The following is a 17,323-nucleotide window of genomic DNA, read 5'->3' on the forward strand; positions in this document are numbered from 1 at the left end:
AGAATGCGCATCATAGTGGAAGCCATCGAATTGCGCAATTTTTATACAATCATCATGACTGATTAAAGCGAAAAATCGGTAACAGGTAGCGCTGAGACTGTAAAACAATAGCCTCCTGCGTATCAGCATCCAGTTGACGCCAAAGACGCTGATACCAGATATCATCACCTTCGCCACGTACCATCATGTTGCCTTCATAGGCTTGCAGAAACTTACTGCGCGCTTTTTGCAACGTGGCATCGTCATCTAACATGGCATCATTTGCGGCGTCATAACAGGTTTTTATCCATGCACCACCGCTTTCGGGCAATACCAGCAACGGTGACGACATGCCTTCCCGATACCCCTCAATGAGTTGCGACAGGTACAGCAGCGCCTGTTCTGCATCCAGCGGCGGAAAACGCCATTCTCCGTCTTTACGCAGGAACAATCGGCTCTCTCCCCTACCGCCACTGGCACAATAGACAAGATGTTCCAGCCAAAGTTGCACACCCTGCGCAATGCTTATCAAAGATGGGCGCCAGCGCAACAAACCGTCCTCTTGCACCTGCGGCAGCCAACCGGTGATTTGCACGCCGTGACAGTTAAGATCGATTTCCATGCTCTGACAGGGCTGACGACAGGCGATAATGCGTTCAGCCAGCGACTGCATTTCCTGACGCTGCGTATCCCACAGAATTTCGCCAAACGGCCCATAGGGTAGCGCGCCCGCCGCACGAAAACGGCGGAACAGTCGTTCAGCATCGTTCTCTTCAACCAGCGTATTAAGCAATTGCTGATTAAGCTGGTAGCGGGTTAACCCTTCAAGAGTGAAAGGTTCCGTATCCGGGATCTCACTCTCTTCAGAGCGGAAGTTGACCCTTAAACGCATCTGGAAAAAGGCGCGTACCGGATGTGCCCAAAATCGCTGCAGCGTTTCCAGCGTTAGCGTTTCTGGCATTTCAAAGGGAAGAGGCTGCACAAAATCCGTGTGCGCTTTTCCTGACAGACTCGCCGCAGGCAGCCATTCCCGGGCATAGCTTTGCTGTTCGCCCGGCAAATAGTTTTGTGCATCAAAGGGCATACGGGTATGCAAACGGGTTATATGCGCTTTTACCCTTGCCTCGCTTTGATCACAGGTCAACGATTCATCGCCCGGCAGATAATGGCTTTGTCCAATGTAGTCCATCAGTTCTTGCACCAGCACCGACGGGAAGCGCTCGCTGTTATCCTGAATAGAGCGGCCAATGTAGCTGATGTAGAGCGTCTGCTGTGCCGAGATTAATGCTTCGAGGAACAAATAGCGGTCATCATCGCGACGACTGCGGTCACCCCGCATCGGTTTTTGGCTCATTAAATCAAAGCCCAGCGGCGCAAGCTGACGCGGATAAACCCCATCGTTCATACCCAGCAGGCACACCACTTTGAACGGAATGGAGCGCATCGGCATCAGCGTACAAATGTTAACGGGCCCCGCCAGGAAGCGCTGGCTGATGCGTTCCTGGTCAAGGCGCTGGGCTAGCTCATCACGCAACAGAGAGAGCGGTATAGCATCGCCGTACTCAGCCCCTAAACCTTCGGTAATAATGGCCTGCCACTGCTGTTCAATCAGCGTCATTGCCGCTTCGGTGTCCGCGTCCGGTAGGAAGAAATCATTAAGCATTTCCCGACAAACGGGTAGCCACTCTTCCAGCGGACGTTCCTGCGCTAACCCTCTACGCCAGAGATTAAGCTGCATCAGCAACGAGGCCAGATGCCCTACCAGCTCGGCAATCAGGCCGCTGGACTCATCGTAAGGCAATACCGATTGCCACTCGCCCTGCGAGCTTTCCATCGCGTAGCCGAGCAGCATACGCGTTAAACCAAATTGCCATGTATGCTGACCTGTAGGTGGAAGTTCCAGTTCACGCACGTTATCGTCGTCAATTCCCCAACGAATCCCGGATTCATTGACCCATAAGCGAAGATAGCGCAACCCTTCTTCATCAATGTTGAAACGCGCCGCCAGCACGGGAACATCCAGTAACGCCAGGACATCCTCTGAGACAAAACGGCTATCCGGCAGCGACAGCAGGCTGATAAAGGCCTGTAAGACGGGATGAGACTGGCGTGCCCGACGGTCAGATATTGCATAAGGTAAGTAACGCTCGGCTGGCGCGCTACCAAAGACCGACTGAATGAATGGGCTGTAGCTGTCGATGTCCGCCACCATCACGATAATATCGCGCGGTGTCAGCGTTGGGTCCGCTTCCAGCATGGCCAAAAGCCGGTCATGAAGAATTTCCACCTCGCGCTGTGGGCTATGGCAGACATGGAAAGTCACGCTGGTGTCGTTCAGCTCAAGCCGGCGTTTATTGTCGCTACGGGAATATTCTTCCAGCGTAACGCCCGCCACGGCATGACTTTCAAGTTCCAGAATATCCGATTGAATATTATGCAAAAGGTTGTCAGGCGTAATGTCGACAAACGCGTCCAGTTCCTGACTGTTTTCCAGCTCCGAAAGCAAATAAATGTAATCACGCCCCAGCTTGCCCCACGAGGCCAGCATCGGGTTGCCCACATCCTGTTCGCCATCGCTGTTAAATAATCCTTCGGCTTTCTGATTATCACGAAACAGCGGCAGATGCCGTTCTTCAAAGCTGTGCCGACGCTGACGAGCCATCAGCTTCGCCAGCCAGGCCGGATCTTTAATATCCCCCCAGTAGTAGCGACAAGGGTTGGTAAACAGCAGATGAATATCAATGTGCTTACCTAGCGCCTGCAATGCCTGCAAATAAACCGGCGGCAGCGCCGAAATACCGCAAATAAAGACCCGAGAAGGCAGTCCCTGTGGGCACTCGGACGCGTTTTCCAACGTCTGAATAAATCGTTGGTATAAATTGGCACGATGCCAGCGCGGCTGGCCCAATTCCGCGGTGTATTCCACCAGCGCTTTCCACAACGGTGCCTGCCAGGCCTGAGACTCGCCAAGTCCCTCAACCTGTCGCCCCGCTTCCCACTGGGTCAACCATTCAGGGCGGTAGACTAAATACTGGTCGAAAAGGTCAGCCGCGCGCGAGGAAAGCTGAAAAAGCTTACGTTTATCAGTGTCGTCCGTCAGATAGTGTCGTAGCAATGCGAAGTCATCGCTATCCAGCAATTGTGGCAACAGCGTCATCAACTTCCAGCTCATGCTCTGTTTGCTGAACGCACTCTCTTTCGGGATATCCGGCAGCACGCGCACAAACATATCCCAGATAAAACTCGCGGGCAGCGGAAAATCGATATTGGCGGCAATACTAAACTTCTGTGCAAGAGTCATTTGTAGCCACTGCGCCATACCGGTACTTTGAACCAGGATCATCTCAGGCTCAAAGGGGTCGTCCAGCCGCTCGCGCTCAACGATAAATTCCATTAACGCTTCCAGCACATCCAGACGGTTGGAGTGGTAGACCCTTAACATAGCGACTCCTGACTACTGACGATTCGGGCAATGCAGACGCGTCATCTGACCCTGCCTGCCGAGGGGTGAAGAAATTATAACGTTGATGCTGACACATCCCGCTCTCGTTGTCTGCATTCGGTTAGCCTGCCAGTTCACAGGCGATGAAAACGGGTACAGCTGGGTTTGCTGCCAGGCGTGGCGCCAGAGTTGCTGATACTGGTTTCTGATGATAAAGCTGTTCATTAGCACCCGCTGGTATCCTGACAACGCGGTCACAATCATGATCATTAGTACCATTGCCAGCATCACTTCCGGCAGACTAAAGCCACGCTGTCTGTTCAAGGGATCTGGCATAACGTCTGCTCCTTTAGCGGACAAAAATCGCTCCAACCACGCGCCGAGAATTCTATGTTGCCATCAATAACCACCCCCTGACGCCATAACGATATCCCTTCATAGTGGGCAATAAGCAGAACAAAATTATTGGTAAGCCGGCGCAGGCAAACCGCGGCATCCTGCGTGGGATCGCGCCGACACTGTACGGCGGGTTGTAAGCGCCAGGGCTGCGTACGCCCCCATTCTATCGCGGATTGCACTACCGCCTGACGCTGCAGCGCCTGACTTTGTGTGACCACACGCGCAGCAAAACTGGCCTCCTGTCTGCTAACGCCTTGCAGCAGCAGACTACCGAGCACCAGCAGCAACAGGACCATTGCCAGAGAAGATACGCCTCGCTCACGGTTCACAGGTTGAATCCCGTAACGCTGTAGACCGCTTCAACAACTTTTTGTGGTTCGTCATTGCTCACTCCACGCAAACGCAGCGTAAGAAGCGGGGAATATCCGCTGAAATTCAGCCTTTCAACCTGGAATACCTCAATCTGCATCGTGGCCGGATCGGTCATTTTGTCCCATCCTTTGCCAGTGCAGCCAGTGGCTCCACGCACGGTTTCCAACACCTTGTCCTGTAAACGAAACCCAATAGAATCAGCCTCTTTCACGGGACTGCTTTCCCAAACGCCATTGCTGTTGGCATCCCAGCGGGCAATAACACAGTCTCCCTTAGCCGATATCACCAGTCCCTCTCCGACACAGTTTCCCCGGCAATACCCCGCCCGCTGAAGATGCTTCGCCACGGTGTAGACCCGCTGCCATATTTCATCTTCCAGTACTAACTGGCGCGTGTTACGCAGAATCTCTCGCTGTAGCGCCGGTAAAAATCGTGCTGAGCTAAGCAATAAAATACTGCTAATCGCCATGGCAATGAGCATCTCCAGCAGTGAAAATCCCCGTTCATTTACTGACATAATCTGGCCTCATCACGCTCGCAAAGCCTGATTCGCCCCCAGCCAGAAACCACCACGCGCCATTCCCCAGTCGCATTTTTCAGGCGTATATGTCCGGCCCATGCCGTATTGCGCAGTCCAAAAAAGGCCAGTGAAGGTGTTATCTCTGCCATTTCGACGTCGTCCCAGGGCGGTGTAAAAACCAAAGACGAAACGGGTCGGCACGTGGTTTGCGAAGCCGCAGAGCTGACAAAACACCATGATGTGCCATCCCGAATCACGCTTATCACATGATCGCGGTTACGCCAGTTAGCATCTTCACGCAGTTGCAGCAGGTAGTCCCGCACCTGGCAGGCGGTCTGCCACAGCCGCTGTTGCTGCTGCCAGCGCTGCCAACCATACAGCCCAGATGCACCAAGCGCTGCGACAATCAGCATCGCAATCAGGGTTTCGAGAAGCGTGTAACCTTGTTGTTTTTTCATGTCGCCAGTATGGCGTGAGGAAAATGAATAACGAGCGGGAAATTCGGTTTCTACGGCGAGCTATGGGGAATATTTAGCGCGTTACAGGCCGTTGCAATATTTCAGGAATCCGCGCCGAAGAACGCGATTTGAGACAAAAAAAACCGACGCACATGGGCGTCGGTTGTGACAGCATGAAACAGGTTAGATAGCTACCGGTGCTTTAATACCCGGGTGCGGATCGTAGCCTTCAATTTCGAAGTCTTCGAAGCGATAGTCAAAGATTGATTCAGGCTTACGTTTGATAACCAGTTTCGGCAGCGCGCGAGGTTCACGGCTAAGCTGCAGATGCGTTTGATCCATATGGTTGCTGTACAGGTGCGTGTCGCCGCCGGTCCAGACAAAATCACCCACTTCCAGATCGCACTGCTGCGCCATCATGTGTACCAGCAAAGCGTAGCTGGCAATGTTAAACGGCAGGCCGAGGAACACATCGCACGAACGCTGATACAGCTGGCAGGAGAGCTTGCCATCCGCCACGTAGAACTGGAAGAACGCATGGCACGGTGCCAGCGCCATTTTATCCAGCTCACCGACGTTCCATGCGGAAACGATGATGCGGCGAGAGTCCGGATCATTTTTCAGCTGGTTTAGCACGGTGGTGATCTGGTCGATATGGCGACCATCTGGCGTAGGCCACGCGCGCCATTGTTTGCCATAAACCGGGCCTAAATTACCGTTTTCATCCGCCCATTCGTCCCAGATTGAGACGTTGTTTTCATGCAGGTAGGCAACGTTAGTATCGCCCTGCAAGAACCACAGCAGCTCATGAATGATCGAGCGTAAATGGCAGCGTTTAGTCGTAACCAGCGGGAACCCTTCCTGCAGATTAAAACGCATCTGATGACCAAAAATGGAAAGCGTTCCGGTTCCGGTACGGTCGTTTTTCTGTGTGCCTTCATCCAGCACTTTTTGCATCAGTTCTAAATACTGTTTCATGGTTCCTCAGGAAACGTGTTGCTGTGGGCTGCGGCGGTACGCCCAAACCATCATAATAATGCCTGCGACAATCATCGGGATAGAGAGGATCTGCCCCATGCTGATGTACTGTACCCAGGTGCCGGTAAACTGCGCATCCGGCTGGCGGAAGAATTCAACAATAATACGAAACGCGCCATAACCAATCAGGAACAGACCGGATACCGAACCCATCGGGCGCGGTTTGCGAATGTACAAGTTCAGAATGATAAACAGCACAACGCCTTCCAACGCCATCTCATAAAGCTGTGAGGCGTGGCGTGGCAGCGAGCCGTAGGTATCAAAAATAGACTGCCATTGCGGGTTAGTTTGCAGCAGTAAAATATCTTCGGTACGGGAGCCCGGGAACAGCATGGCGTACTTGAAGTTCGGGTCAACGCGTCCCCACAGCTCACCGTTGATAAAGTTGCCCAGACGCCCTGCACCCAGGCCAAACGGAATCAGCGGGGCAATGAAATCAGAAACCTGGAAGAACGAACGCTTAGTGCGTTTGGCGAAGATGATCATCACCAGGATCACACCGATAAGTCCACCGTGGAAGGACATACCGCCGTCCCAGACGCGGAACAGATACAGGGGATTATCGAGGAATAACGGGAAGTTATAGAACAGTACGTAACCAATACGCCCACCGAGGAAAACCCCGAGGAAGCCCGCATACAGTAAGTTTTCTACTTCATTTTTGGTCCAGCCACTGCCCGGACGATTCGCGCGGCGCGTCGCCAGCCACATCGCGAAAATAAACCCCACCAAATACATTAAGCCGTACCAGTGAAGCGCGACGGGTCCGATTGAGAAAATGACCGGATCGAAATCCGGAAAATGCAGATAGCTACTGGTCATCTGTCACCACAAGTTCTTGTTATTTCGCTGAAGTCAGACAGCAATTGATAAGCGCGCCTGCATAATGCAGGCGCTCCAAAGGTGCGAATGATAGCACAAGGGGTTAGAAGCGGATGCCGGGAAGATGTAAAAGATCTGTATAGGTAATCTCTATCCCCCGTAATACCTGATAGCGCTACGCTTATCAGGCCTACAATCCCCCGCGAATCAAGCCCCCCATGCCACGACGCTCCATGAAGGCCGCTACCTGATGGCGTACTTCCGTTGCCATCTGTGCCTCCAGGCTGCGCTGCGCCAGCGTTTGCGCCTCATCAAAATCGATATGACGCAGCAGATATTTTACGCGAGCGACAGAACGACCGTTCATCGACAAATGACGGAAACCGAGACCGATCAGAATAGCCACGCACATCGGGTCGCCCGCCATTTCACCACACAGGCGCAAATCGATACCGCTTCTTTCGGCTTCCTGCGCAATCATCGCCAGCGCACGCAACATCCCCGGATGCAGGCTGTCATAAATGCTGGCTACCCGTGTGTTGTTACGATCGACGGCCAGTATGTACTGGGTAAGGTCGTTGGTTCCGACCGAGATAAAGTCTATCCGGTTTGTCAGATGCGGCAGCATGAACACCATCGACGGAACTTCCAGCATGATGCCAATGCGCGGTTTCGGGATCTCGTAACCGATCATCTCCTCCACTTCGCGTCCGGCGCGTTCAATCAAACGTCGCGCTTCGTCCACTTCATCGATGCTGGTTACCATCGGCAGCAAAATGCTCAGGTTTCCGGTTGCCGCATTCGCACGCAGCATAGCGCGAACCTGGATCAAAAAGATCTCCGGCTGATCGAGCGTTATGCGGATCCCTCGCCAGCCAAGGCACGGGTTCTCTTCACTGATCGGCATGTAGGGCAGCTGTTTATCGGCGCCGACATCCAGCGTACGCAGGGTCACCGGCTTGTCGTTAAACATTTGCAGCATACCCTGATACTGCGCAACCTGTTCTTCTTCCGAAGGAAATCCGCTTTGCAGCATGAACGGGATTTCGGTGCGATAGAGGCCAATGCCGTCGATTCGGCTACCCAGCTTTTCTTCATGTTCCGGGCTGAGGCCCGCATTGAGCATCACCTTCACGCGCTCGCCGCTTTTCAGCTGTGCTGGCTGGTTGACGTCGTCTTCCGCCAGGCGGCTCAGCTCAATTTCTTCACTGATAAGACGCTGGTATTCCTGGATCAATACCGGTTCCGGATCGACCAGCAGTTCACCGCGATAACCGTCCACCACCAGCGTACGGCGATGCAGCACCGACGGCTGGATATCGGCCCCCATGACGGTAGGGATACCCAGCGCACGCACCATAATTGCCGCATGAGAGTTGGCTGCGCCGTCCCGGACAACCACGCCAACTAACCGGTCCTGAGGAAGCTCCGCCAGCGTGGTTGCTGAAAGTTCATCCGCCACCAGCACAAAGCGTTCCGGCCAGGCATTCGGCCCCTGGATAGAGTCATCAAGGTGGAACAGCAGGCGCTGGCCCAGCGCGCGTAAATCTCCGGCCCGCTCTTTGAGGTAGTTATCGCTCAGCGCGGCGAACTGTTCGGCAAACTTTTCAATGATCGTTTTAACCGCCCACTCGGCCACCGAACCGTTATCCACTTCCGCAAACAGCTCGCGGCGCAGACGGGTATCGGAAAGCAAGTGCGAGTAAAGATCAAAGATCGCCGCCGTTTCTTTCTGCGCCCCAGCGGTAAAACGCTTGCTGTAGCGGCGGAATTCGTTCGCCGCCTCTTCCAGCGCACCGGTCAGTCGCTCGCGTTCAAGCACAGGATCCAGCGTTGAAGCCTGGTAGACCTGTTCCATCAACGGCAGCGTCGCATCCTGCCAACCTTCGGCTATTGCCACACCAGGAGCGGCAGGCAGCGCACGGATGCGCGTTTGACGGTACTGGCCGAACAGCGCGTTTAGCTGCGACTGCGAAAGTATGGCCGCCATTTGCGTGGCGAGCGTGACGAGGAAAGACTCTTCACTTTCATCGTACTGACGCAGTTCACGCTGCTGCACCACCAGCACACCTAAAAGCTGGCGACGCTGAATGATCGGTACGCCTAAGAATGCACGAAAACGCTCTTCTTTTACCGAAGGAATGTATTTGAAGCTGGGATGTTTTTGCGCATCGGCGAGGTTGATAGGTTCCGCCAGCCTGCCAACCAGGCCAACGATACCTTCATCAAACGCGAGTGCGACAGTGCGACCACGTGGTTTTTTTAGTCCCCGGGTCGCCATGAGGTAATAACAACGTCGATCGTGATCGGCCAGATAAACCGAACAGACCTCTGTATCCATCGCAAGACAGATGTCGGTAACCAGTATATTCAGCGCTTCGTTCAGACGCGGAGCACTGGCCACCTTTTCGACTATTTCGCGCAGGCGGGTGAGCATAATTTGCGTAGCTTAACCTCTTTTACGTCTGTACGCAGGTGCGCTTTGCGGTTTAGGAGTGCTCTCCTGAAGCGCCATGACAACACTTGCGAATTCTTTCATCACCCTGCGATAGACATCGCGTTTAAATGACACCACCTGTCGAACCGGATACCAGTAACTCACCCAGCGCCAGCCGTCGAACTCAGGTGTACTGCTGGTTTGCATATTGATTTCAGCATCGCTGCTGACCAATTGCAGAAGAAACCATTTTTGTTTCTGGCCGATACAAACCGGCTTTGTGTCCCAACGCACCAAACGTTTCGGTAACTTGTAACGCAACCAGTTACGAGTAGAAGCAAGGATCCGTACATCTTTACGACTGAGACCCACTTCTTCAAAGAGTTCCCGGTACATCGCCTGCTCTGCTGTCTCTCCTGCATTGATCCCACCTTGTGGGAATTGCCAGGAGTGCTGACCAAATCGCCGGGCCCACATGACCTGCCCCTGGCGGTTACAAATTACTATCCCTACATTCGGGCGGTAGCCATCGTCATCAATCACCGGACTACCTCAACATAAACCTTATATACAAACGATTGTTTCACACTCCTGAGGGGCGGTAAACCACTCTGTTAAGGGTGCGATATTCTAATAACAATTGAATAACTCACAGTTAAAGGCCGAGTTATAAACAGAAGAAGGGCAAGCAAGGCGATTTTATTCACCTTTTCTGTGGATATAGTTGTGAAGAAGTACGGAATTACTATGGGAAAACCCAGAACAGTCCGAATAAGACATTCGTCACATATCAAAAATACTCTTATACATTCATAAAGTTAAAACCGATCCACGCAGATAAACACACAGAAATGTGATGTGCATCACGCATAAGATCTTCACGCTGATGAAAGATCGACCAGCGTTGGTTTTATCCACAGATTATGCCAATAAGTTAGGCACAATTTGTGTGAAAATTCGATTTTCGTCGCACGTCAAGGCTGTAAATTGAAACAGTAGTGGGGGTTTTTCACAGTTATCCCATCTTTCTGTGGATAACATGGTGTAAGATCCTGTTCATTGTCAGTGACCAGAATTGGAAAACCCGCTTCGCTGTTGCGCAACTCTGCGAACGTAAATCTAAAAACCAATATAAATCATAGAATTGAATAAAGCATGTGGAAAAAGATAAACTCTGTCCACACGGTATAAAATCATTGCTCATTTTTTCACCTAAGGGTTAACCCGATGCCAGAACTCCGTCCGTTACTTTCTCCCCCTGAATCTGAAGCCCAGTTGCTGAGCCAGGCACGGCAGCTTTCGGGCTACGCGTTAGGAGAATTAGCGGCAATGGCGGGAATCGTTACGCCGAAGGATCTTAAGCGCGATAAAGGCTGGATTGGCGTCCTGCTGGAAATCTGGCTCGGTGCCAGCGCGGGCAGTAAACCAGAGCAGGATTTTGCGGCGCTGGGCGTGGAGCTGAAAACGATCCCTGTGGACAGTCTTGGCAGACCGCTGGAAACCACCTTTGTGTGTGTGGCGCCGTTAACCGGCAATACCGGCGTCACCTGGGAAACCAGCCATGTACGGCACAAACTCAAACGTGTTCTGTGGATCCCGGTAGAAGGCGAACGCAGCATCCCTCTGGCTGAGCGCCGCGTCGGCTCTCCCCTGCTGTGGAGCCCGAATGAAGAAGAAGACCGGCAATTGCGTCTGGACTGGGAAGAGTTAATGGACATGATTGTGTTAGGACATGTCGAACGCATCACCGCTCGCCATGGGGAAGTACTGCAACTGCGTCCTAAAGCCGCCAACGCCCGCGCGCTTACCGAGGCCATTGGCGCCAACGGCGAACCCATCCTGACCCTGCCACGCGGCTTTTACCTGAAAAAGAACTTCACCCGCGCATTGCTTGAGCGACATTTCTTGTTCCAGGCGCAATAGGCACCGTCCGGCCTTTCACCCGCCGCGTTACGGGCCTATAATTACCGCTTCTTTTTTTTGGCAGGACTTTGTTCGATGTTATTTGCATGGATAACCGATCCTAACGCCTGGCTTGCGCTCGGTACGCTGACGCTGCTGGAGATCGTTCTTGGGATCGACAATATTATTTTCCTTTCTCTGGTTGTAGCCAAACTCCCGACAGCGCAACGCAATCATGCCCGACGTATTGGGCTGGCGGCGGCGATGATCATGCGTCTGGCACTGCTGGCTTCTATCGCCTGGGTAACGCGGCTGACAAACCCGTTATTCGAGCTGTTTGGCGAGGCGATATCAGCACGCGACCTGATCCTTCTGCTGGGGGGATTGTTCCTGATCTGGAAAGCCAGTAAAGAGATCCACGAATCCATTGAAGGTGAGGAAGAGGGGTTAAAAACCCGCGTATCTTCTTTCCTGGGCGCGATTGTGCAGATCATGTTGTTAGACATTATCTTCAGTCTGGATTCCGTGATTACTGCGGTTGGTTTGTCCGATCATCTGTTTATCATGATGGCGGCGGTGGTGATTGCCGTAGGCGTGATGATGTTTGCTGCTCGCCCGATTGGTGAGTTTGTCGATCGCCACCCTTCGGTAAAAATGCTGGCGCTCTCGTTTCTGATTCTGGTCGGTTTTACGCTGATTCTGGAAAGTTTCGACGTCCACGTTCCGAAAGGATATATCTATTTCGCCATGTTCTTCTCTATCGCGGTAGAGACCCTGAACCTGTGGCGTAATAAAAAAAATCCGCTCTGATGAAATCCATCGCTCCCCGCAAGGGGAGCGAATGCCAGCCACACCTACCCCTTCTCACAGTTTAAGATTTTACTGCTTTCACCCTGCACAACTTCGCGTTATTACTAAACTATTGTCAGACGCAGGCCATGTGAGGATAAGCAGATGAAAAAATGGGCAGTTTTGATTTCCGCCGTAGGACTGGCTTTTGCCGTTTCCGGATGCAGCAGCGATTATGTAATGGCGACAAAAGATGGTCGAATGATCCTGACCGATGGAAAACCAGAAATTGACGATGATACCGGTCTGGTGAGCTATCACGACCAGCAGGGCAATGCGATGCAGATTAACCGCGATGATGTGTCTCAAATCATTGAACGCTGATGGTTGAGGTCAGCAGCGCGCTGGCCTTAACAATTTTACTTCCCTTTTTCTCTTCCCTCAGCCATTTTTATAATCCTTATGTCGTGATTATAAAAAGGAAACGGCTATGCAATATCACCGTATACCCCACAGCTCGCTGGAAGTCAGTACACTGGGGCTGGGCACAATGACGTTTGGTGAACAAAACAGCGAAGCCGACGCACATGCACAGCTCGATTATGCCGTAGCACAGGGCATTAATTTGATCGACGTTGCCGAGATGTATCCGGTACCGCCGCGTCCTGAAACCCAGGGTCTCACCGAAACCTACGTAGGTAACTGGCTCGCCAAACACGGCAGCCGCGAAAAGCTGATCGTTGCGTCTAAGGTCAGCGGACCATCACGTAACAACGACAGCGGCATTCGACCGAATCAGGCGCTGGACCGTAAAAATATCCGTGAAGCGCTGCACGACAGCCTGAAAAGACTGAAAACCGATTATCTGGATCTGTATCAGGTTCACTGGCCGCAGCGCCCGACTAACTGTTTTGGTAAGTTAGGCTACAGCTGGACAGACTCCGCGCCGGTCGTTTCCCTTCTCGATACGCTGGACGCACTGGCCGAGTTTCAGCGCGCCGGGAAAATTCGCTACATCGGCGTTTCTAATGAAACCGCGTTTGGCGTGATGCGCTATCTGCACCTAGCGGACAAACACGATCTGCCACGCATCGCCACCATCCAGAACCCCTACAGCCTGCTGAACCGCAGCTTTGAGGTTGGACTGGCTGAAGTGAGCCAGTATGAAGGCGTTGAGCTGCTGGCTTACTCTTGCCTGGGCTTCGGTACGTTAACCGGGAAATACCTGAACGGCGCGAAACCTGCCGGTGCACGCAATACGTTGTTTAGTCGTTTCACGCGCTACAGCGGCGAGCAGACGCAGAAAGCCGTTGCGGCCTATGTAGATATCGCGAAACGCCATAATCTGGATCCTGCGCAAATGGCGCTGGCATTCGTGCGTCGTCAGCCGTTTGTCGCCAGCACTTTGCTGGGCGCCACGACGATGGAGCAGCTAAAAACCAACGTTGAAAGCCTGCATCTGGAGTTGAGCGAAGAAGTACTGGCAGAGATTGAAGCGGTGCATCAGGTGTATACCTATCCTGCACCGTAACAGTTAGCGCCTGATGGCGCTACGCTTATCAGGCCTACAAAGTGAACGCCCTGTAGGCCGTTTACGGTAACGCCGCCATCCGGCACATTCATAGCATACTTATCTCGCACCGCGACGATTAGCGCCTGATGGCGCTACGCTTATCAGGCCTACAAAGTGAGCGTCCTGTAGGCCGGATAAGGCAACGCCGCCATCCGGCAACAGCATACAACAGACTAATGGCGGCGCTGCCAAATCCACAGCGCCGCAATCGCCAGCGCAAACAGCGCACCAAATCCAATACCAATCGCAACAGCCGGGATCCCCACCAGCACCGCCAGTGAGTAAATACCGAGCATCAACAGCATCGCGCTGTTTTCGCCCAGGTTTTGCACCGCTATCGCATTACCCGCGCCGACGCTTTTCTTACCCCGTTCCTGCAGCAACGCATTCAGCGGTACCACAAAGAAGCCACCCGACACGCCGATAAGCATCAGCAATGCGTAGGCCGGAAACAGCGAATGTTGAAGAGAGAAAATCAGCACCACGACGCCAATCAGGATCCCCGCAGGCATACAGCGCGACACGGTTTCCAGCGTTACCAGCTTCGCTGCCGCACCCGCACCGACCACAATCCCGATCGCTACCATGGCATTGAGGTAGGTCGGTGTGGCGTTATCGGTGATGCCGAGCGCCACCGGGACCCACAGCACCAGCAGAAAACGCAGCGTAACGCCCGCTCCCCAAAAAAGGCTGGTTCCCACCAACGAGAAGCGTGTTTCACCGTTGCGCCACAACGATGAAGCCGCACAGAAGAAACTGCGCGTCATTTTCCCCAGATTCCAGGACTGGCCAGGACGAGCCGCGGCCAGTTTCGGGATATACAGGTTAGCCACCACGGCGCCAGCATAGGCCAGGGCACAGGCAGAAAGCGCGGCAATCACGTGCCAGTCGGCCAGAACGCCGCCGGCGACAGAACCGAGCAAAATCGCGGCAATGGTGGAGGCTTCCATCAGGCCGTTAGCCTTCACCAGTTTGTCGCCGGTAGTCAGTTCACCGAGAATGCCGTACTTGGCCGGTGAATATGCCGCCGCGCCGATCCCCACCAGCGTATACCCAAGAAACGGATTAATACCGAAGCAAATACTCGCCGCGCCCAGCAGTTTCAGAGCGTTCGCGAACATCATCACTCTGCCTTTGGCAAAGCTATCCGCCACCTGTCCCACAAAGGGAGCAAACAGAATGTAAGCGCCCACAAACACCATTTGCAGGATTGGCTGACTCCAGTCCGGATAGAATTGTTCTTTCAGCAACGCCAGCGTAGCAAACAGCAACGCATTATCGCCAAACGCCGACAGAAACTGCGCGGCGATAACGGACATCATCCCTTTGGACCAGATTGAAGTGTTAGTGTGCACTGACTCACTCATGTTGTTTTTCCGGCTCATCGACCCAGCTTTTCAGCGTAACAAAATCCGGCTTACCGCTGCCGAGTAAGGGGAGTTGCTTCAGATGGCGAATATCACGCGGTACGGCAAGTTCAGGTACACCGTGCGCCCGCGCATACTGCTGTAGTTTTTCACGTGTCAGCTCGCTGTCGGTAGTGAACAGCACCAGCGCCTCACCTTTGCTGGCATCACTCTTGATCGCTGTGGCGTGCATTTTGTCTGCGGATACCGCCAACGCCAGTTGCTCAACCATTTCCAGCGAAACCATCTCTCCGGCAATTTTAGCGAAACGCTTAGCGCGCCCCTGAATCAGTACAAAGCCGTTTTCATCAAAGCGCACGATGTCTCCGGTGTCATACCAGCCGCGCTCAATCTCACCTTGCGCATTCTCTGCTGTCGGCACTTCCAGCACGCCAGGTTTTTCGACGCGCAAATAGCCGCTCATAATATTAGGACCTTTCAGCTGTAAACGCCCACCGTCCTCAATTCCCGGAACGGCCAACAGTCGAGCATCCATACCAGGCAAGATGCGCCCTACCGTTCCCGATTTTGCCGCCATTGGTACGTTAATCGACACAACCGGCGCACATTCCGTCACGCCATAGCCTTCAAGAACGCGCAGGCCAAATTTCTCCTGCCACAGCTGCTTTGTGCTGTCCTGAAGTTTTTCCGCTCCCGCCACCACATAGCGCAGGCGGTGGAAATCGTACGGATGCGCAAAACGCGCGTAGTTGCCGAGGAACGTTGAAGTACCAAACAACACGGTGCAGTTCCGGTCGTATACCAGCTCTGGCACAATGCGGTAATGCAGCGGGCTGGGATAAAGAAACACTTCTGCGCCAGTCAGTAGCGGCGTGAATAATCCCACCGTCAGGCCAAAGGAGTGGAACAGCGGCAGCGCCGACATAAAACGGTCATCGGCGGTGAAATCGGCAATCGTTTTGATCTGCTCAACGTTCGCCAGAATGCTTTTATGACTGTGAACCACACCTTTCGGATGGCCTTCTGAGCCAGAAGTAAAGAGGATCACCGCAGCGTCTTCCGGCTGCTGCTTCACCTGCGCCAGATGCGGTGCCAGCAGATGTGAGAAAATCCACAGCTTATCGCTGAAGGTCACATCAGCTTTTAAGTCTTCCAGATAAACCCAACGCACCTGGGTGAGCTGTTCCGGTAAATGCCAGAGTTTGCCTTTATCGAGAAACTGTCGGGATGTGAAGATCGTTTTAATTTCAGACGCAGTAATGGCGCTGGTTAATCCTTTCACGCCCGCGGTGTAGTTCATCATGGCCGGAATGCGTCGACGCGCAATGGCGCCAAAAATAACCGCCGCGCTGATCCCCGCGTTTGGCAGCATCAGGCCGATTTTTTCACCTTCGACGCTGTATTTTTCCAGAATACGGGCCACAAAGAGCGTCTTTGTCAGCAGTTTGCGGTAGCTGTCCGGGGTAAAGTTAACATCTTCAATGCAGTTTTTGCCTGCGCCAAAACGGTATTTCGCTGCCAGCAGCGACTCGTATAGCGTTTCACGCGGACGAACCGCCATGCGTGCTTCCATCATAATTTGATGCAGCATCTCTCCGGCAATTTTGCGGCGATCGCGAGCACGCGGTGCTTCCGGCATCGGCAGTTGTGTCGGCGGTAGGATATGTAAGCGGATGCGCGGGAAGAATCGCTGTTTAACCAAACCTTTCAGGCGGCTAAAGCGGGAAAGCTCCGCGCCTTCAATGCGCACAGGAACGACCGTCGCCCCAGACTTTGCGGCAACAAACCCCGCGCCGTCATAAATTTTCATTAACGAACCGGACGTCGAAATACGTCCTTCCGGGAAAATAACCACCGGACGGCCCTGTTCGACCAGACGAACCAGATGTTTAATCGACATCGGTTTGGTTGGATCTAACGGTACGAAATCAATCAACGGGGTTAGCCAGCGCATATACCATTGCTGGCTGATCGAGGTGTAAACAGCGAAGACGGGACGAATCGGTAAAAAGAGCGCCAACAGGATGCCGTCTATAAATGAGACATGGTTGGGAGTGATTAGAACGCGTTCTCCCTGTAGCGCGCTGACATCGCCCGTGACGCGAACGCGGAAAAGCACGCGAAACAGATTACGAAAAAAGCCAAATAGCATCTCAACTCCCTGTGCCATTAATTATATAAACATCAATGGTGGGAGAGTATACGAGTTGGGGAATGGGCGCGAC

Annotated in this window: 15 protein-coding genes; 4 read left to right on the plus strand and 11 right to left on the minus strand. The window is 53.2% G+C overall.

Annotation, left to right across the window (positions count from 1 at the left end):
- Positions 1–52 precede the first annotated feature (52 nt).
- The 9 genes from recC to rppH all read right to left on the minus strand — a co-directional run bounded on the left by recC (position 53) and on the right by rppH (position 10,010).
- The gene (recC, locus tag OGX90_RS19005) at positions 53–3,421 is read right to left on the minus strand and encodes an exodeoxyribonuclease V subunit gamma (protein ID WP_234692771.1); all 3,369 of its coding nucleotides are present in this window, start codon (positions 3,419–3,421) and stop codon (positions 53–55) included.
- A 12-nt stretch (positions 3,422–3,433) separates the two neighbouring features.
- Positions 3,434–3,757, minus strand: a complete 324-nt coding sequence (locus OGX90_RS19010; RefSeq protein WP_048236697.1) for a prepilin-type N-terminal cleavage/methylation domain-containing protein — start codon at positions 3,755–3,757, stop codon at positions 3,434–3,436.
- A complete protein-coding gene (locus tag OGX90_RS19015) occupies positions 3,742–4,149 on the minus strand; it encodes a DUF2509 family protein (RefSeq protein WP_048236699.1) in 408 nt (135 codons plus the stop codon). The genes OGX90_RS19010 and OGX90_RS19015 overlap by 16 nt, the downstream gene beginning before the upstream one ends.
- The gene (locus OGX90_RS19020; RefSeq protein WP_234692772.1) at positions 4,146–4,709 is read right to left on the minus strand and encodes a prepilin peptidase-dependent protein; all 564 of its coding nucleotides are present in this window, start codon (positions 4,707–4,709) and stop codon (positions 4,146–4,148) included. Before OGX90_RS19020 ends, OGX90_RS19015 begins: the two co-directional genes overlap by 4 nt.
- Entirely contained in the window at positions 4,700–5,170 is a 471-nt protein-coding gene (locus OGX90_RS19025) for a prepilin peptidase-dependent protein (protein ID WP_060683297.1), read from the minus strand. Before OGX90_RS19025 ends, OGX90_RS19020 begins: the two co-directional genes overlap by 10 nt.
- A gap of 183 nt (positions 5,171–5,353) precedes the next feature.
- On the minus strand, positions 5,354–6,148 hold the full coding sequence (gene thyA / locus OGX90_RS19030) for a thymidylate synthase (protein WP_003033990.1): 795 nt from the start codon (positions 6,146–6,148) through the stop codon (positions 5,354–5,356).
- A gap of 6 nt (positions 6,149–6,154) precedes the next feature.
- Complete coding sequence (gene lgt, locus OGX90_RS19035) at positions 6,155–7,030, minus strand: prolipoprotein diacylglyceryl transferase (RefSeq protein ID WP_003825606.1); 876 nt, start codon at positions 7,028–7,030, stop codon at positions 6,155–6,157.
- A 190-nt stretch (positions 7,031–7,220) separates the two neighbouring features.
- Positions 7,221–9,467 carry a phosphoenolpyruvate--protein phosphotransferase gene (gene ptsP, locus OGX90_RS19040; RefSeq protein ID WP_003825604.1) on the minus strand — a complete coding sequence of 749 codons (2,247 nt, stop codon included), beginning with the start codon at positions 9,465–9,467 and terminating at the stop codon, positions 7,221–7,223.
- A 12-nt stretch (positions 9,468–9,479) separates the two neighbouring features.
- Positions 9,480–10,010 carry an RNA pyrophosphohydrolase gene (gene rppH, locus OGX90_RS19045; protein WP_003825602.1) on the minus strand — a complete coding sequence of 177 codons (531 nt, stop codon included), beginning with the start codon at positions 10,008–10,010 and terminating at the stop codon, positions 9,480–9,482.
- A 684-nt stretch (positions 10,011–10,694) separates the two neighbouring features.
- On the opposite strand from rppH, the gene mutH reads away from it, so the two are divergent.
- From mutH to OGX90_RS19065, 4 genes are all read left to right on the plus strand, one after another.
- Complete coding sequence (gene mutH / locus OGX90_RS19050; protein ID WP_003033965.1) at positions 10,695–11,390, plus strand: DNA mismatch repair endonuclease MutH; 696 nt, start codon at positions 10,695–10,697, stop codon at positions 11,388–11,390.
- A 75-nt stretch (positions 11,391–11,465) separates the two neighbouring features.
- Entirely contained in the window at positions 11,466–12,179 is a 714-nt protein-coding gene (locus tag OGX90_RS19055) for a TerC family protein (protein ID WP_003033961.1), read from the plus strand.
- Between the two features lie 144 nt (positions 12,180–12,323).
- The gene (gene ygdR, locus OGX90_RS19060; protein WP_000758660.1) at positions 12,324–12,542 is read left to right on the plus strand and encodes a lipoprotein YgdR; all 219 of its coding nucleotides are present in this window, start codon (positions 12,324–12,326) and stop codon (positions 12,540–12,542) included.
- Between the two features lie 106 nt (positions 12,543–12,648).
- Complete coding sequence (locus tag OGX90_RS19065; protein ID WP_003825597.1) at positions 12,649–13,689, plus strand: NADP(H)-dependent aldo-keto reductase; 1,041 nt, start codon at positions 12,649–12,651, stop codon at positions 13,687–13,689.
- 215 nt (positions 13,690–13,904) lie between these two features.
- On the opposite strand, the gene lplT is transcribed toward OGX90_RS19065, so the two are convergent.
- Positions 13,905–15,098, minus strand: coding sequence for a lysophospholipid transporter LplT (gene lplT / locus OGX90_RS19070; protein WP_234096531.1), 1,194 nt, complete (start codon positions 15,096–15,098; stop codon positions 13,905–13,907).
- Positions 15,091–17,250: a bifunctional acyl-ACP--phospholipid O-acyltransferase/long-chain-fatty-acid--ACP ligase gene (gene aas, locus OGX90_RS19075; RefSeq protein ID WP_286624521.1), complete on the minus strand. Its 2,160-nt coding sequence runs from the start codon at positions 17,248–17,250 to the stop codon at positions 15,091–15,093. Before aas ends, lplT begins: the two co-directional genes overlap by 8 nt.
- Between the last annotated feature and the right edge of the window lie 73 nt (positions 17,251–17,323).

Source organism: Citrobacter sp. Cpo012, from assembly GCF_030333015.1.
In the GTDB taxonomy this organism is placed as follows: Bacteria; Pseudomonadota; Gammaproteobacteria; order Enterobacterales; family Enterobacteriaceae; genus Citrobacter; species Citrobacter portucalensis.

What these genes read in the sequence shown, in the direction of transcription:
- recC (WP_234692771.1), bottom strand. Translation starts at nt 3,421, where the DNA reads ATGTTAAGGGTCTACCACTCCAACCGTCTGGATGTGCTGGAAGCGTTA.
- OGX90_RS19010 (WP_048236697.1), bottom strand. Translation starts at nt 3,757, where the DNA reads ATGCCAGATCCCTTGAACAGACAGCGTGGCTTTAGTCTGCCGGAAGTG.
- OGX90_RS19020 (WP_234692772.1), bottom strand. Translation starts at nt 4,709, where the DNA reads ATGTCAGTAAATGAACGGGGATTTTCACTGCTGGAGATGCTCATTGCC.
- OGX90_RS19025 (WP_060683297.1), bottom strand. Translation starts at nt 5,170, where the DNA reads ATGAAAAAACAACAAGGTTACACGCTTCTCGAAACCCTGATTGCGATG.
- thyA (WP_003033990.1), bottom strand. Translation starts at nt 6,148, where the DNA reads ATGAAACAGTATTTAGAACTGATGCAAAAAGTGCTGGATGAAGGCACA.
- lgt (WP_003825606.1), bottom strand. Translation starts at nt 7,030, where the DNA reads ATGACCAGTAGCTATCTGCATTTTCCGGATTTCGATCCGGTCATTTTC.
- ptsP (WP_003825604.1), bottom strand. Translation starts at nt 9,467, where the DNA reads ATGCTCACCCGCCTGCGCGAAATAGTCGAAAAGGTGGCCAGTGCTCCG.
- mutH (WP_003033965.1), top strand. Translation starts at nt 10,695, where the DNA reads ATGCCAGAACTCCGTCCGTTACTTTCTCCCCCTGAATCTGAAGCCCAG.
- OGX90_RS19055 (WP_003033961.1), top strand. Translation starts at nt 11,466, where the DNA reads ATGTTATTTGCATGGATAACCGATCCTAACGCCTGGCTTGCGCTCGGT.
- ygdR (WP_000758660.1), top strand. Translation starts at nt 12,324, where the DNA reads ATGAAAAAATGGGCAGTTTTGATTTCCGCCGTAGGACTGGCTTTTGCC.
- OGX90_RS19065 (WP_003825597.1), top strand. Translation starts at nt 12,649, where the DNA reads ATGCAATATCACCGTATACCCCACAGCTCGCTGGAAGTCAGTACACTG.
- lplT (WP_234096531.1), bottom strand. Translation starts at nt 15,098, where the DNA reads ATGAGTGAGTCAGTGCACACTAACACTTCAATCTGGTCCAAAGGGATG.
- aas (WP_286624521.1), bottom strand. Translation starts at nt 17,250, where the DNA reads ATGCTATTTGGCTTTTTTCGTAATCTGTTTCGCGTGCTTTTCCGCGTT.